Annotated in this window: 13 protein-coding genes and 1 pseudogene; 12 read left to right on the top strand and 2 right to left on the bottom strand. The window is 33.4% G+C overall.

From position 1 onward, the window contains the following. Positions 1 to 245 precede the first annotated feature (245 nt). A pseudogene (gene lptB / locus OEW74_RS13775) lies at positions 246 to 971 on the bottom strand (LPS export ABC transporter ATP-binding protein); the annotation flags it as partial. A gap of 408 nt (positions 972 to 1,379) precedes the next feature. Here lptB and OEW74_RS13770 point away from each other — a divergent pair. The 6 genes from OEW74_RS13770 to OEW74_RS13745 all read left to right on the top strand — a co-directional run bounded on the left by OEW74_RS13770 (position 1,380) and on the right by OEW74_RS13745 (position 10,276). Beyond that, entirely contained in the window at positions 1,380 to 2,288 is a 909-nt protein-coding gene (locus OEW74_RS13770) for an AEC family transporter (RefSeq protein WP_265429024.1), read from the top strand. 224 nt (positions 2,289 to 2,512) lie between these two features. Next, positions 2,513 to 4,960 carry a replication restart helicase PriA gene (gene priA, locus OEW74_RS13765; RefSeq protein ID WP_265429023.1) on the top strand — a complete coding sequence of 816 codons (2,448 nt, stop codon included), beginning with the start codon at positions 2,513 to 2,515 and terminating at the stop codon, positions 4,958 to 4,960. A 159-nt stretch (positions 4,961 to 5,119) separates the two neighbouring features. Next, positions 5,120 to 6,586: a D-alanyl-D-alanine carboxypeptidase/D-alanyl-D-alanine-endopeptidase gene (dacB, locus tag OEW74_RS13760; RefSeq protein WP_265429022.1), complete on the top strand. Its 1,467-nt coding sequence runs from the start codon at positions 5,120 to 5,122 to the stop codon at positions 6,584 to 6,586. 82 nt (positions 6,587 to 6,668) lie between these two features. Further along, complete coding sequence (locus OEW74_RS13755) at positions 6,669 to 8,591, top strand: M1 family aminopeptidase (protein ID WP_265429021.1); 1,923 nt, start codon at positions 6,669 to 6,671, stop codon at positions 8,589 to 8,591. Between the two features lie 63 nt (positions 8,592 to 8,654). After that, positions 8,655 to 9,062, top strand: coding sequence for a hypothetical protein (locus OEW74_RS13750; protein ID WP_265429020.1), 408 nt, complete (start codon positions 8,655 to 8,657; stop codon positions 9,060 to 9,062). A 302-nt stretch (positions 9,063 to 9,364) separates the two neighbouring features. Next, on the top strand, positions 9,365 to 10,276 hold the full coding sequence (locus tag OEW74_RS13745; protein WP_265429019.1) for a T9SS type A sorting domain-containing protein: 912 nt from the start codon (positions 9,365 to 9,367) through the stop codon (positions 10,274 to 10,276). 147 nt (positions 10,277 to 10,423) lie between these two features. Here OEW74_RS13745 and OEW74_RS13740 read toward each other — a convergent pair whose 3' ends face one another. Continuing rightward, positions 10,424 to 11,290 (bottom strand): cupin-like domain-containing protein, encoded by an 867-nt coding sequence (locus tag OEW74_RS13740; RefSeq protein ID WP_265429018.1) that lies wholly within the window; start codon positions 11,288 to 11,290, stop codon positions 10,424 to 10,426. Positions 11,291 to 11,456: 166 nt separating this feature from the next. On the opposite strand from OEW74_RS13740, the gene kbl reads away from it, so the two are divergent. The 6 genes from kbl (at position 11,457) to gldG (ending at position 17,006) form a co-directional block, all read left to right on the top strand. Next, positions 11,457 to 12,653 (top strand): glycine C-acetyltransferase, encoded by a 1,197-nt coding sequence (gene kbl, locus OEW74_RS13735; protein WP_102979452.1) that lies wholly within the window; start codon positions 11,457 to 11,459, stop codon positions 12,651 to 12,653. 28 nt (positions 12,654 to 12,681) lie between these two features. Beyond that, a complete protein-coding gene (locus OEW74_RS13730; RefSeq protein ID WP_265429017.1) occupies positions 12,682 to 13,203 on the top strand; it encodes a hypothetical protein in 522 nt (173 codons plus the stop codon). Positions 13,204 to 13,279: 76 nt separating this feature from the next. Then, on the top strand, positions 13,280 to 13,720 hold the full coding sequence (locus OEW74_RS13725) for a hypothetical protein (RefSeq protein WP_265429016.1): 441 nt from the start codon (positions 13,280 to 13,282) through the stop codon (positions 13,718 to 13,720). 250 nt (positions 13,721 to 13,970) lie between these two features. Next, positions 13,971 to 14,525 (top strand): CopD family protein, encoded by a 555-nt coding sequence (locus tag OEW74_RS13720; protein WP_265429015.1) that lies wholly within the window; start codon positions 13,971 to 13,973, stop codon positions 14,523 to 14,525. Positions 14,526 to 14,605: 80 nt separating this feature from the next. Beyond that, positions 14,606 to 15,334, top strand: coding sequence for an ABC transporter permease subunit (locus OEW74_RS13715; protein WP_265429014.1), 729 nt, complete (start codon positions 14,606 to 14,608; stop codon positions 15,332 to 15,334). Positions 15,335 to 15,338: 4 nt separating this feature from the next. Then, positions 15,339 to 17,006, top strand: a complete 1,668-nt coding sequence (gldG, locus tag OEW74_RS13710; protein WP_265429013.1) for a gliding motility-associated ABC transporter substrate-binding protein GldG — start codon at positions 15,339 to 15,341, stop codon at positions 17,004 to 17,006. Positions 17,007 to 17,067 lie beyond the last annotated feature (61 nt).

Below are 17,067 nucleotides of genomic sequence, written 5' to 3'. Positions count from 1 at the left end.
GAATTGATTTCTTTTTTCTGAAATACAAAAGAGTTGTTAGCGTTTTTGTCAACTACATCACTGAAAATATGTTCAATTTCTGAATTTCCCAAAGATGCAAAACTGATATCTTCAAAACCATACATCAATCTCAGGTCATCAAACTGAGCAAAATTTTCGTTTACGAAAGACTGCATTTGAGATTTAGAATCAAAATTTCCTGCCCAAATATTGTAAGCATAACTTTTCTTACTCGGTTTGTCGAAAATACTTTGGTAAACGAAGTTTTCACCCAAATACGCTTCTCTTACTTGCGGATCGTTTGCCAAATCTTCAGGAAGACCTTCTTTCAAGATCTTTCCTTCAAACATAATATAAGTTTTGTTGGTAATCGCCAAAGTCTGCTGTACGTTGTGATCGGTAATTAAGATTCCGATGTTTTTATCGGTCAAACTTCTTACAATTTTCTGAATATCTTCCACGGCAATCGGGTCAACTCCCGCAAAAGGCTCATCCAAAAGAATGAAACTAGGGTCTGTTGCCAAACATCTTGCAATCTCTGTTCTACGTCTTTCTCCTCCGGAAAGAAGATCTCCTCTGTTTTTACGAACGTGTTGCAGAGAAAATTCTTCAATTAGTTCGTCGCATTTTATTTGCTGTTCTCTTTTTGAAAGCTTAGTCAACTGTAAAACACCAAGAATATTATCTTCTACAGACAATTTTCTGAAAACCGAGGCTTCCTGAGCAAGATAACCGATACCTTTTTGAGCACGGCGATACATCGCATCGTTTGTGATTTCCTGTTTGTCGAGGAAAATTCTCCCTGAAGTAGGCTTTACCAACCCTACGATCATATAAAATGAAGTGGTTTTCCCGGCTCCGTTCGGACCCAATAAACCTACAATTTCTCCCTGCTGAACCTGTACAGAAACGCCTTTTACAACTTTTTTGGGACCGTATTCTTTGATTAAGTTTTCTCCTCGTAAAATCATAGTCGCAAAGATAAAGTTTTTTTGAATTAGAAATTTATATTATGAATATCTGAATTTTAATTTTAGCAGAGTTTAACAGGTTTAATTTGATGATATTTAAAATGAATTAGAATTTGAACGATTATTTTTAAAATTTGTTTTTCGAATATAAGTGAAATGGCTTTGTTTATCTTAAATTCTATAGATTATTGGAAAAGCCTTGTATTTTTTTGCGTTTAATAATCGTAAGGATAAACAAAGTTTTAAAGAATTGGTTTTTTAGATAGACAATGGCGTTTGACTTCGTCGAATCTTCAATTTCATTTAAGAAAGAAAACAAGTATTAAGAAGGAAGGCAGAGGAAATGAATGGTTATGATAACTTTAAATTAAAAATCTAACGTAAATTTGTAAAAGTTTTAAAAGAAGTATGGTAAATTTTGTTTTAATCGCGGTCTGTATTTTGGCAGGAATGATTTTCAAAGAAACAAAATCCATTCATCCCGATGCGCACAAAGGCATCAACACCTGGATTCTTTATTTAGCACTTCCTGCGGTTTCTTTTAAATATTTACCGAAAGTTCAATGGTCTCCAGAAATGCTTTTTCCCATACTTTCAACTTTTGTAATTGCGATTGGATGTTTCTTTTTTATGATGTTTTACAGCAGGCAAAAAGGATATTCCAGAAGATCAAGAAGTACTTTAGAATTAGCAAGTGGTTACAGCAACACTTCATTCATTGGATTTCCTTTAATCTCTGCTTTCTATGGTGAAAGTCTTTTAAGCATTGCAATAATCTGTGATCAGACAATGTTTTTTGCGCTTTCCACATTAGGAATTATCGCTGCAGTAAAAGGCGGAAGCAAATCCGGAAAAGTGAGTGCCATTTTTATTTTAAAAAGACTGGTTACATTTCCTCCGTTAATTGGTTGTATTGCAGCATTGGTTTTGTCGCAGTTCATCGATTTTACTTTTGCTGAACCTCTTTTTGATAAACTGGCTGCAACGGTAAGTCCATTGGTTTTGTTTTCTGTCGGATTACAATTGAAATTTAATGGTTGGAAAAAACTGTTGCCACAGATCTCGGCTTCCATGTTTTACAAATTAATTTTAGCTCCGATAATGATTTTAGGTTTAGCTTTATTGCTCGGAATTAAGGGCGATGTTGCGAAAATTTCTGTCTTTGAAGCCGCAATGCCGACTGTAGTTACGGCAAGTATTATTGCCGAACAGTTTAGATTAAATACAAAACTTACGAATTTAATCATCGGATTCAGTATTCTTGTAGGGTTTATAACTTCAGCGATTTGGTATCAGATCATTGAAATGATTTTCTAAGTCATTAAGAATAAAGTGAAGCAATCTCAATTTTTTGAAAACTCACGCAGATTTTGCTGATAACGCGGATCTTTATTTTTAAATCTGCTCAATCTGAAGAATCTGCGTGAAATATTACTTTAACTACATGAATGTAATCAAAATTATATGTTTCTGAAAGATTTAAAGAAAACAAAATTGCAGTTCTCTGAATAAAAAATTAATTTTACACTATAATTATTCCCTTGCAATACGCTCAAATTATTTTACCGCTCAATCTGAAAGGAACTTTTACATACAAAGTTCCGGAAGAAATACAATCGACAATTCAACCTGGAATGAGAGTTCTGGTTCCTTTTGGTGGAAAAAAAATCTACACGGGAATTGTTTTTGAATTGCATGATGAAGAGCCTACTCAGTTTGTGGCAAAGGAAGTCATCAGTATTTTAGACGAACAGCCGATTTTGCCTTCAGAACAAATTAAGTTTTGGAAATGGCTTTCAGATTACTATCTCTGCAATTTGGGCGAAATTTACAGGTTTGCTTTTCCGTCTTCTTTAAAACTGGAAAGTGAAACCTATTTAAAATTAAAACCCAATATTACCGTTGAATTTGAAAATTTGGATGTCAACGAGATGTACCTTATTCAGGCATTGGAAGTTCGCCAACTGATTAATTTAACGGATATTGAAGCGTTTATTCCAAAAAAGGATATCATTAAAACCATCAATTCTTTGATCGATTTACAGTATATCGAAATCGACGAAAAGATTGCTGAAAAATACAAAGCAAAAGAAGTTGCTTATGTAAAAATTAATGATGAGGTTTTAAAAAATAACAATCTTACAGAGATTCTTTTAAGCTTAAAAAGAGCTCAAAAACAGAAAGATCTTTTCCTGCATATTTTAGAAAAACAAACTGAGAATCCTGATTTGCATATCAAAAAATCAGAGTTATTTGAAGACGGTTATTTTTCTAGTTCGCATTTTAAATCTTTGGCAGATAAAAATCTTGTCGAAGAATATTACATGCAGAAAGACCGAATTGAAAGCTATGAAGGTGAAATTGAAGAGGTAGAAGAGCTTACTGAAGTGCAAAAAGCTGCAAAAATTGAAGTGGATGAAGCGTTTGAAGAAGGCAGAAATGTGTTGCTTCATGGGGTAACTTCATCCGGAAAAACGCACATTTATTTAGAGAAAATTGAAGAATGTATTTCTGAAGGAAAAAATGTTTTGTTTTTACTTCCTGAAATCTCTTTAACGAAGCAAATTACTCAAAGATTAGAAAAAAAATACGGCAGACAACTTGGTTTTTATCATCAGAAACTTACTGATTTTGAAAAGGTAGAAATCTGGAGAAGAATAAAAAACAACAATATCAAAATCCTTATTGCAACGAGGAATGCTCTGTTTTTACCTTATCAGAATTTAGGATTGATTGTGGTTGATGAAGAACATGATTCGGGATATAAACCGAGGGAAGTTTCTCCGTTTTTTAATGCAAAAGATTCGGCTTTGGTTTTGGCGAGTTTTTATGGAGCTAATGTGATTTTAGGTTCGGCAACGCCTTCTGTTGAAAGCTATTATTTAGCCCGAAAAGAGAAGATGAAATATATTTTTCTGAATGAAAGATTCGGGAATGTAAAACTTCCTGAATTTGAATTGATTAATTTTAAAGAAGCTCAGGATTCTAAAAAAGTTTCCGGAAATTTTTCTTTAAAACTGATTGATGAAATTAAAAAAACTTTAGAAGAAAAAAATCAGACGATGATTCTTCACAACCGACGTGGTTACGCCAGTGTTTTGGAATGCGAATCTTGTGGTTATGTGAATTACTGCTCAAATTGTGATGTCGTGATGACGTATCACAAAGCTGCTCACGAAATGAAATGCCATTATTGCGGACAGAGAGCTTCTAAGCCGAAAACCTGCCCGAAATGCTATTCTGAAAACCTTAATGAAAAAGGAGTAGGAGTAGAGCAGATTCATGAAGAAATTTCTAAAATTTTTCCTGATAATGAAGTCGACAGAATGGATGTTGATTCGATGCGTAAGAAATTTGCTTATGAAAAACTGTACGAAAAAATAGAGGAAAGAGAAACCGATATTATCGTAGGAACGCAGATGATTTCCAAAGGTCTGGATTTTGATCATATCGAATTGGTAGCAATTCCAAAAGCAGATTCTATGCTGTATGTACAGGATTTTAGAGCAGAAGAAAGAGCATATCAGCTAATCACACAGGTTTCCGGAAGAGCGGGAAGGGTTTCCGGGAAAGGTCGAGTTTTAATTCAGACTTTTAATCCGGATCATTCTGTTTTTCAGTTGATTAAAATGAATAATATTTCTAAGATTTATAAATATTTCCTTACCGAACGCCAGAAATTTAATTATCCGCCATTCACAAAACTAATTATGATTGAGCTTAAACATCGAAGAGACGAAAAAGTAGATCGTGCTTCACAGTTTTTAGGTTCGGTTTTAAGAAAATACCTTCCTGAAGATTGTATTTTAGGTCCTGAAAGAGCGCAGATTGCGAGACTGAATAATTTGTATCAGTTTCAGGTTTTGCTTAAGCTTCCACGTGGTAAAAACTATGAGAAATTCAAAAGCTTAGTTTTGTTAAGTTTAAAAGAATTTGATGAAATCACTGCTTATCAAAGCATTAAAAAAGATGTTTTTGTAGATTTTTAACAAAATTTAACATATTTTATAGCCTTTTATTATAGTCTACTAGACTACCATACCATAATAATTTCTACTTTTGAACGTTGACTATATGTTTGGAATGTGATAAATGATTTAACTAATCGTTTTTTATTCAATCCAAAATATATACAAAAGAAAAATTAGATGGTAAATTTCAGAAAATATATTTCAGGTGTTACGGTCTTGGCTGCTGGTTTTTTATTTGCACAATCGACCGTTTCTACAGTTCTTTACTCTCAAAATTATGACAATAAAACTAGCTCAAACCTTCCATCGCCTGCTGCGTATGTGGAAAAAGCTATTTTGTCGCCAAAAGAACTTGTAGACATCAGTGTAAACACAATGATGACCGATCCCGTGCTGAAAAACGCAACTTGGGGATTTGTGGTCTACGACCCAAAAACGAAGAAAATAATTTCTTCGTACAACGAAAATACTCCTCTTGTTCCTGCTTCTACAACGAAGTTGTTGACTACCGAAACTGCTATGAGCATGTTGGGTGAAAACTACCGTTGGATGACACAGCTGGAATATTCAGGAGAAATCGATGAAAATGGAACTTTAAATGGTAATCTTTACATTGTAGGAAGCGGTGATCCATCGTTGGGAACCAATAAAGCGGGAGCTTGGTCTTACAAAGATATCGTTTCAGATTTTGCAGGGGGAATAGCTCGTGAAGGTATTAAAAAGGTAAATGGTGATATTATTATTCAGACAGCGCTTTTCAAAGGTAACATTTCGGCACTTCCGGAAAATGTTGTTTGGCTAGAAAACAATAATTACTATCTTCCTGTAGGTACTACCAAAGAGATTAATCCTGCCAATGAGAGACTTATTGTAAAAAAATCAATGAATCCTGCTACAGACAAGAAGTTTTTCTATGTTTCACCTTATGTAAATAAAATGGTGTACGCTGAAAAGTACGACGGAAACGGAACTTTAACTACAAAATTACCTGATGCTCCAGCTTTCCTTGCCAATTCATTCAGAGCAAGTCTTGTAAAAAGCGGAGTAGCAGTTACCGGAAAAGTAGTTCCTAAAATGACAGATGCGTCTCCGGAAATTAGAAAGATGATTTCAGTATATAAATCTCCGACTTTGGGTGATATTATTTATTATACCAATCAGAGAAGCGATAACTCTTTAGCAGAAGCTTTATTAAAAACAGTAGGTTTCCAGAAAATGGGAGATCAAACTTCAGAATCTGGTAGAATTGTGGTTAATAATCACTTAAAAGATATCGCATTTGATATTGAAGGCCTGAATTATATGGATGGAAGCGGTTTATCGAGAAGCAATCATGTAACTCCAATTTCTCAGGTGAAGTTTTTGACTTCTTTAATGGACGAAAAATTTTACAAAACTTATTTCAATTCTTTGCCAATCGGTGGACAATCCGGAACTCTAAAAGGTATGTTTAAAGAAGAAGGAAACGGACAGGTTTTTGCGAAAACAGGAACTTTAAATAAAGTAAAAACTTTAGCTGGGTATTTAAAAACCAATTCAGGAAGAACACTGGTTTTCTCTTTGATGGTGAATAATTATGCAGGCTCAGTTGGTCAGGTGAAAAGTAAAATGGAAACAATTCTCAAACCGGCTTTAGATCTTTAAAAAAAAATATTAATTTCATATACAAACCTTTTAATCTTTGATTGAAAGGTTTTTTTTATCTTTAATCCCTAATTATCTGACAATGAGAAAATTTTATATTTTATGCATAAGTATCTTTGCAATTCATACTTTATCAGCTCAAAACCAAAACGAAAATGTTGAAAAAAAAGGCTTATTAAAAAAAGAAATGAAATCTTATGCGGCTAAAATGGCTGCAGGAAATACCAATCCTAATACTTTAAACTACGATTTACAATATCAAAGGATGGATGTTACCATAGATCCCGGTGTTTATAATATTTCGGGTTCGGTAACTTCTCATTTTAAACCCACACAGACCTTAAATAATATTTATTTTGATTTAAATAATAATCTTACGGTTTCTCAGGTAAGTTATCATGGTCAGAATCTTACTTTTCAGCAGCTTCCTACGAAAGAACTGAAAATAAATTTTGCAACTTCTCTAGCTGCAAATGTTTTGGATTCTCTTACGGTTACTTACAATGGAGCTCCTGATACAGCGAATAATGCTTTTTTTAATGGCTCTCAAGACGGAACTGCAATTCTTTCAACTTTGAATGAACCTTATGGGGCTCAAGATTGGTTTCCCACAAAGCAAAGCTTAAATGATAAAATTGAAAGATTTGATATAAAAGTAACGACTCCGGCTCAATATAATGTAGCTGCGAATGGTAAGTTGATGTCTGAAACCACTTTAGGAAATGGTCAAAAACGTACTTTCTGGAGAACACAATATCCTACTGCAGCTTATCTGATTGCACTTTCGATCACGAATTTTGTTAAATTAAACGATACAATGGGGAATCCTCCTTTTCCTTTTGTAAATTATATTTATCCTTCAACTAATGCCGATGCAACAAGCATGGCAAATATTGAGTGGACAAAAACGGTAATGAATACTTTTGAAAATTATTTCGGGCCTTATCCTTTCCGTAATGAAAAGTACGGGCATATGCAATTTGAAGCAGGAGGTGGTATGGAACATCAAACCATGTCTTCAATGGAATCTTGGAGTAAGCAATTAATTGCTCATGAGTTGGCGCACCAATGGTTTGGTGATAAAGTAACTTGCGGAGCATGGAATGATATTTGGCTAAATGAAGGTTTTGCCACTTTTGGAGAGCATGTTGCCTACGAAAAACTAATCATGAATAATGCAGATTTTCTTAATTATCTTTTAAGCGAAAAAAATTACATTACAAGTGTTGCCGGTGGAAGTGTTTATGTCGCAGACGGTAATTTAGGAAGTATCAATTCTATTTTCAACGGAAGATTATCTTATTCGAAAGGAGGTTATGTGGTAAGAATGATAAAATGGGTTTTGGGAGATACAGCGTTTTATCAGGCATTGAAAGAGTATCACGCAAGACCGAATCTGGCATATAGCTATGTAAGAACTGCCGATTTAAATGCGTCTTTACTGACTTCAACCGGAAAAGATTTTACAGAATTTTTTAATGACTGGATTTACGGACAAGGGTATCCTACATACGATATCAGATGGAAACAGGTGGGAAATCAGGTAACCTTTAAAGCATCACAAACTCAAAGTCATTCATCGGTTAGTTTTTTTGAAATGCCATTACCTATAAAAGTAACAGGAACTGGCGGTGAGACTGCTTTTTTTGCTTTAAATAACACCTCAAATAATCAGTACTTTACAGAATCGGTAACGTTCCCGATTGCAAGTGTACAGTTTAATTATGAATATCAGATGTTGGAAAGAAACTCAACAGTTTCTCAGGATAATACTTTGAGTACAACAGATCTTAAAACAGATGAGTTTAGTATTTATCCCAATCCTGTAAAAGATGAATTATTTGTTTCTGGATTAAAAAAAGAGACATACTATGAAATTTTTACAGCAGACGGAAGATTGGTGAAAAAAGGAAAATCTGATAAAAAGATTCAGGTATCTATTTTGGAAAAAGGTGTTTATTTTATTAAAATATTAAATTCAAACTTAAAATTTATAAAAGAGTAAGAAAAAAGATTATTGTATTGATTTTCAATGTATATTTGAGTGTAAACAAAATAATGATACTTTATGAAAACAAATTTATTCTTTTTCAAAACTCTTTTAGTAATGTTATTAATTTGGAATCTCACTTCGTGTGATTCTAAAAAATCCGATCAACCGTTGTTAGATTCGCAGTGGAGCGGTGTTACAAAAGTTCCTCAGGAAGCAGAGGTTGTTCTAAAATTCACTAAAGACAAAATTGATGTTTTACTAAGAGGTAAAGTAATTGAAACGATGAATTACACTCTGAGTAATGGTGAAATCAACATGGAGAAAAATTCAGGTGGAACGCCTTGTAATGTAGGAGCAAAAGGGAAATATAGATATGACATCATAGGAGAAAATCTCGTGATGACGCTTGTTTCCGACGAATGTAATGCTCGCATACAATCTTTACAAGGAATTGTTTTTAAAAAATCGGATGTAAAAAAATAACATTAAAAATTAATTGTAAATCTTAAAGCTTTCATTTTTGAAAGCTTTTTTTTTATTATTTATGAAAATAACTGTTTTATGGAATAGAAAGAATTTTTTACATTTTTTGTATCTCTGTATGGTGAGATTGATTTCGGAAAAATGTTTGTCAGTAGTTGTTGATATTGTTATTGTATTTTGTAAATATTAAATATTAACTAAATGTAAAAAGAAATATTTAAATTATTCGAAATAAGGTATTACTTTTGCAATCTCTAAAACTGATAACCTGTTGACTCATTAATTGTTAAATATTTTCTGTTATGAAAAATATATTTACTTTAGTGATATACTTATCGTTTGGAGCCTTTTGTTTCAAGGCGCAGATGCAAAAAATCTCTTTTGAATCTTCAGAAGGATATACTGTTGGAAATTTGGGTGGTCAACAAGGTTGGACAGTTTGGGGCGGTCTTCCCGTTTCCAATGCGCAGGTTGTTAATTCAAATCCGACAGACGGAGCTAGATCTTTTAATATGAGTAGCGCTGGATTGATACAGGATCTATGCGGAATTGAAAAAAATATTACGAGTTTTGTAACGAGCAATGATGTTGAAATTTCTTTTGACTATAATTTTACAGGACTCAATTCTTCTTCCTACGAAGTTGCAATTTATAATAATGCGTTGATTTCAGATTATACGGCTGCCTTTCAGATTGATTATTTAACGGGAACGTTGAGTTTTAGAACTAATTCCGGATTAATTGATGGTCCGGTCTTGGCTGCAAATCAATGGCATAATTTAAAGATTGTCATTAAAAAGTCTGATAATACTTTGAAATATTTTGCAAACGGAACTCAGATTTATTCAGGGAATTTGGGTGTTAACAAAAACGTACAGGCTATAGATTTTGTGTACGATGATTATGGAACGGGATTCAGAGTTGATAATATTCAGATTAATAATCTTTCTGTACTTTCAACTGATGAGGTAGGGAAACAAGAAATGATAAAAATTTACCCGAATCCGACTGCTGAAACATTAAATATTGAAACGGATAGTAAAATCAATTCGATTACAATTTTCGATGCAAAAGGAAGCTTAATTAAAAACTTTCAGGAGGCCGGAATTTCCAACGGAAAAAGAATTAATGTTTCAGATTTAGTTTCCGGAATTTACATGGTGAAAGTAAAAACTTCAACCTCAGAATTTACCAAGAAGTTTATTAAGAAATAGTTTTTCGAGCTGGATGATGGATGGATGTACGAAGCTGGGCGTTATCGAATTGATAAAAATATTTTTGTTATTAATTTTAGATTTTCCCGATTTTGTAAAAATGTAAAAGCAAGGGACGATTCAAAAAAACCTAACTTTCTGCTTCCATCATCCAGCTTTACTCATCGCTTTCTCAGCTCTTTTATTGGCAATTTTAACTTTATAATTAAACCATTTTTCTTTAAAAACGGTTCTCATCGCATTGTCAAAATGTCTTATGATAACCAAATTTTTAAAACCTCTCCATTTTTCAAGTAAACTTGATGGTAATGCTCGAACGGAAACCGAATATCCCTCGGTTTCATATTGAATATAATGCCACCAACCAGAAGGAATATATAAAGTTTCACCAGGTTTTATCACTGCTTCATAACCTTTAAGGTGCTTTAAAGCAGGATATTTTTTGGAATCAGCTTCCTGAAGATTTACCAGACTGTGAAAATTATAAGGAAGTTTGTACATCAGATCAGACTGTTCCCACGGAAATAACCAGATTCTCTTAATTCCCTGAAATTGGGTGATAAAAACATGAGACATATCAATATCAATGTGGTTTCTCGTAATCGAACCTTTTCCACCAAAAAACATGAAAGGAAGCCATTTTAAAACTTTTCCTTTTGTTACATCTCTGTAATGAAGATCATCTTTAAGCTCAGGTTTTATGCTTAAAAGATTAAATAAAAACAGACGATATTCTGTGGTTTTTGTACTTATTAAATCTAAATATTCTGAAAAAATAGTTTCTGCAACGGGTTTACTTGCCACTCTGTCGATCGATTCCAGTTCGCTGCCGTAAACATTTACTTTTGTTTCACCTGCGATTTCTTTAAAATATTCATAATTCCATTTTTGATAAGCCGGGCTGTCTTGTTCTACAAAGTCTTTTAAAATTAGAGGTTTACAAGCTTTCATGTGGTTTGAAATAAATGCTTCTGAACTAATATTTTCTGCACTTTTTACCGGTGTTAATTTCATGATGAATAATTTAGGAAGGTCAAATATAATAATTATCCTACAAAATTAGTAGACTAATTAATCTTTATTTTTAAATGATTAATGACCGGAAAAATCAATAAAGATGCCGAAACGTATTTTGTTTAATGCCTTTTTATTAAATTAGCGCAACTTAAATTTAATTATAATGATCTCTGGAAAATATCTTGAAAATCTACAGAACGAGCTGAAAAACATCGAAAATGACGGTCTTTTTAAAAGAGAAAGAATCATCACTTCTCAGCAAAGTGCAGAAATAGAAGCAAATGGAAAGAAGCTTTTGAACTTTTGTGCCAACAATTATTTAGGATTATCAAACCATCCTGAAGTAATGAAGGCTTCGCAGGATATGATTGGTTCTCACGGTTACGGAATGTCTTCTGTACGTTTTATCTGCGGAACTCAGGATATTCACAAACAATTGGAGCAGAAAATTGCTGAATTTTTAGGCTTGGAAGACACAATTCTTTACGCAGCTTGTTTTGATGCAAATGGTGGTGTTTTTGAACCTTTATTTACAGAAGAAGATGCGATTATTTCAGATGAATTGAATCACGCTTCAATTATTGACGGAGTTCGTCTTTGTAAAGCGGCGAGATACCGTTACAAAAACAATAATATGGCAGATCTGGAAGCTCAGTTGATTGCTGCTTCCGAAAAAAATCACAGATTTAAAATTATCGTTACAGACGGAGTTTTCTCAATGGACGGAATCGTTGCAGATCTGAAAGGAGTTTGTGATCTTGCCGATAAATATGATGCTTTGGTAATGGTTGACGATTCTCACGCAACTGGTTTCATTGGAAAAACTGGCCGTGGAACGCATGAAGCTAACGAAGTTATGGGTAGAGTAGACATTATTACTTCTACTTTAGGAAAAGCTTTAGGTGGAGCTTTGGGAGGATTTACTTCCGGTAAAAAAGAGATCATCGATATGTTGAGACAGCGTTCAAGACCCTATTTATTCTCAAACTCTTTGGCTCCGGGAATTGTTGGTGCAGCTTTGAAAGTTTTAGAAATGATTTCTGATGATACATCACTTCGTGATACCGTAATGGAAAATGCAGAATATTTCAGAACAGAGATGAAAGCTAAAGGTTTCGATATTCCTGATGGAGATGCTGCAATCGTTCCGGTAATGTTGTATGATGCTAAATTATCTCAGCAAATGGCAGAAAAACTGATGGATGAAGGTATTTACGTAATTGGTTTCTTCTATCCGGTTGTTCCGAAAGAAAAAGCAAGAATCAGAGTGCAGCTTTCTGCAGCTCACACGAGAGAACATTTAGATAAGGCAATTGCTGCTTTTGAGAAAGTTGGAAAAGAATTAGGAGTAATTTCTTAAAATATATAACCGATTTAATATTTGGCTCATGAAAAAAATTCTGCTTCTTATTAGTTTTATTAGTTTCCAAACTGTTTTTTCACAAAATATTCTGGAATTTGATCTTAAAAACGTTGAGTTGCAGGGAATGAAGCCAGCGAAAGTAAATCAGGAAATGAAAAATATCGGGATTGTTCAAAATCCTTTTGTGACAAACAATCCCGATATTATTTTAAAACTTGAAGAGAAAGAAATTTCTTATCTGATAAAAAAAATGTACGCCTTTATTTATAGCAATGCCAAAGGTAGCGATGGAGGTGTTGTTATCTATGAATTTGCAAACAAAAAAGATCTCGATACTTTTCTTGAACAGACTTTTGAGCAGTCAAATTACAGAGTTTTAATTAAAGATCTATATCTGATACGTGTTTGGAGTGATTATAGTCTTCATGTAAAAGGTAAAGAAACAAGTGAAGATCATCTGAACAAGTTGGAGAAATATTATATTAATTTGGGAGCAAAGAAAGTCATTTTAAAAAAGAATGAATCTGTAATTACTAAAGTAGAGTAATTTCTTAAAAAATAAACCATTCTACAATTGTAGAATAAAAACAGAATTTCTATATTTACGGAAATTCTGTTTTTTTATGCTTAAAAATATCTTACTAACCCTGCTGTCAATTTTTGTTTTCGTTTCGTGCCAAACTAAAACTAATCAATATATTAAGATTTCCGATAAAGCTCAGAAACGACACGGAAAATGGATAGAAAAATATCCTACCGAAGAGGGAACATTAATTACAGTTGGGAAATATAAGAAAGGTGAAAAGGTAGGAGTCTGGAAAACAACTTTAGAGAACCAGCTTTACCAAAAAGAAAAAATAGGAAGAAAAAAAATTAAAATGTTCGTTTATCACCGAAACGGAAATATTATGGAACGCGGACAATCAAAGCTTGATATTTCTGAAAACGAGCGCCATTGGTATTATTTCGGAGACTGGAAGTTTTACGATGAAAATGGGAAACTGAAGTACATAAAGAAATACGCTGATGGTAAAAAAATAGATAGTATTTCTTTGAATAAATAGGAATGGGCTTTAGCCCGTTTTCACTATAAAATAATTCCATCTTGGCTTTAGCCAAAATTTATTTTCAACAGTTATAATTAGAATTTCGTAAATAAAAATATTTTAAACCTAACAGGTTTCTAAAACCTGTTAGGTTTTTTGGCAATTTCAAAAGAATTCTTGAATTAAATTGAAATTTTAGCATACTCGTGAAGTATTTAATCAAATATTTCAATGACAAAATCATTATATTTGCACACAAATTTTTACGATGCTTTATACCATCATCAAGGCGTTACACATTATTTTTATGGTCAGTTATTTTGCGGGAATTTTTTATCTCGTAAGGATTTTCGTGTACTATAAAGATACCGATGCTTTTTCTGACGAAAAAAAGACGATCCTGAGAGAGCAATACACTTTTATGGCTCGAAGATTATGGAACATTATCACCGTTCCTGCAGGAGTTATCATGGCAGTTTGTGGTTTGATCATGATCTTTTTGAATTCAGGATTAATGAAAATGCCATGGTTTCATTTAAAACTTACTTTCCTCATCGGATTGGCAATTTACCATTACTGGTGCTGGAAAAAAGTGAAAAAATTAGTCGAGCTCAACGGAAATACTTTAGAAACAGCCAATATAAAACTCAGACAAGCTAACGAAATTGCCACATTTATTTTATTTTTGGTCGTTTTTACCGTTATCTTAAAATCTCAGGTTATTGAATATTGGTGGCAATTAATCTTAGGATTTTTCGTTCTGGTATTTTTAATCATGATGACGGTGAAGCTGGTGAATAAAAAAGGGAAAGCTAATAATTAGTTGATAGTTGTTGGTTTATGGTTGATAGAAAGAATCTAACAACTAACAACAATCAACTAACAACAATTTACAATAAAACTATGATTGCAATTTTAAAAAAAGAACTTTGGAGTTATTTTGGCAACTGGAGTGCGTGGATCATCATCGCAGCATTCAGTCTGATAACTACTTTGTTTCTGTTTTTCTTCGAAAATGATTCTAATATTTTCGACATCGGAATGGCATCTTTACAAAGCTATTTCGTTTTGGTACCTTGGTTACTGATGTTTATTATTCCGGCGTTGTCGATGAAAACTTTTGCGGAAGAACAGCAAACGGGAACTTTAAACTGGTTATTTTCTCAACCTCTGAAAGTTTCAGATTTGGTTGCAGGGAAATTTCTTTCCGTTTGGGTAGTCGGAATTTTATGTCTGATTCCTTCAGTAATTTATTTTTATACCGTTTATGTTTTGGGAGTTCCGGAAGGAAACATCGATATGGGAATGACTTTCGGAAGCTATTTCGGTTTAATTATTTTGATTGCTGCATTTTCAGGAGTTGGAATTTTAGCTTCATCACTTTCTCAAAACCAAATCATGGCTTATTTGTTGGGCGTTTTCATGTGTTTCATCATGTATTTCGGAATCGAACAATTGGCAAGTTATAAATTGTTGGGCGGAGCAGATTTTATTTTACAAAATATTGGTTTTTACCAGCATTTCATGGGCTTTACAAGAGGTCTTATCGATTTTAAAGATGTTGCTTATTTTGTTTTCATTATTGGTCTTACCTTAACATTGTCTAATCATTTTATCAATAAAAAGAAGTAAAAACATGAAGAAGATCAACCTAAAATCTCCGTTTGCCATTTTATTGATTGGAACTTTTGCGGTAGCATTAATTCTTGCATTTTCAGGCATCAGATTAGATTTAACAAAAGAAAAAAGATATACGCTTTCAGACAGCACAATTAAGGTTTTAGAATCGGTTAAAAAACCTTTAACGGTAGATGTTTACTTAGAAGGAGATTTTCCGGCAAGCTTTAAACAGCTTCAGAGTGAAACCAAGTTTATGCTGGAAGAATTCAGAAAGATCAATCCAAAAATTGATTTTAAATTCATCGATCCCATCAAAACAAAAATGTCTCAGGATACGTTGATGGCAATGGGAATGCAGCCTTCAGTACTTCCGGATAATAAAGATGGAAAAACTACGCAGATCTATTTATTTCCTTATGCTGTTGTAAAGTATAACCAAAGAGGAGTTTCTATTCCTTTGGTGATTCAGCAGGCCAATATCAATGCGGAAGAGCAATTGAGAAAGTCGATTGAAAATTTAGAGTACAACTTAGTTTCAAATATTAAAGCTGTTGCTACCAATAAAAGAAAAAAAGTGGGAATTCTTGTCAATCAGGATGAGTTGAATCCTCGTGAATTTGAAGGATTTATGAATCTTGCTTTAGAAAGTTATGATGCTGGACCGATTGTTCCTAAAAATAATGTAGAAATCACCCAGGCAGACGTTCCTTTGTTGAAGCAAATGAGCGCTTTGGTCATTGCAAAGCCAAGAAAAGCTTTTACAGACGGTGAAAAAGTTATTCTGGATCAATATATTATGAACGGCGGAAAAACGCTTTGGATGATCGATGCGGTAAATGCTGAAATGGATACTTTAACGAGATCTAAAAAAGTAATGCCTTTCCCAGTGGATATCAATATGACTGATTTCTTTTTTAATTATGGTTTAAGGATTAATCCGGCTTTGGTGAAAGATGTGAAGAAATATGCACTTTTAAAACTGGTTACCGGTGAAGTTGGAGGAAATGCACAATACACAAGTCTTCCGTGGCCATATTTTCCTTTAGGAATTGCAGAACATGATCATCCGATCACTAAAAATATCAATCCTGTAAAACTGGAATTTCCTACGTCAATCGACACTTTGGGCGGAAGAAAATTTAAAACTCATGTTTTATTTGAATCGAGTGAAAGAACTTTATTGAAGCAGGTTCCGAATTATGTTGAGCTAAAAGAAATTTCCAGCGTAGACAGTCTTGGGCAAATGGAAAAACCAAGCACACCGAAAATTTTTGCCGTTGCTTTGGAAGGGAAATTTAATTCTGCTTATGCTTCAAGAATTGAAAGAAAATCTTATCCTGGCTTTAAAGCAACAAGTCCGGAAAATAAAATGATCGTGATTGCAGATGGTGATGTTGGAAGAAATAAGATCATTAAAGGTCAAGCTTTACCTTTAGGAGTTGATATGCTGACTGACGAGCAGTTTGGTAACGAACAATTCCTTAGAAATGCTTTAGATTACCTTCTTGATGACAGCAATCTGATGGATTTGAGAAACAGAAACATCGAAGAACGTCTTCTCGACCGTCACAGAATCGCCGATGAAAGAACAAACTGGCAATACCTGAATTTGTTTCTTCCATTAGCAATTATCGGACTTTTAGGAGGATTATTCTTCTGGTTAAGAAAAAAGAAATTCGGATAGAATGATATAGAAAAAGAGAAACTGTGAGGTTTCTCTTTTTTTGTTTGGGTTACTTATATTA

Source organism: Chryseobacterium sp. YIM B08800 (assembly GCF_026163565.1).
GTDB lineage: Bacteria > Bacteroidota > Bacteroidia > Flavobacteriales > Weeksellaceae > Chryseobacterium.
The sequence above is the reverse complement of the archived record's forward strand: the minus strand, read 5'-3'. Positions and strand labels throughout refer to the sequence as shown.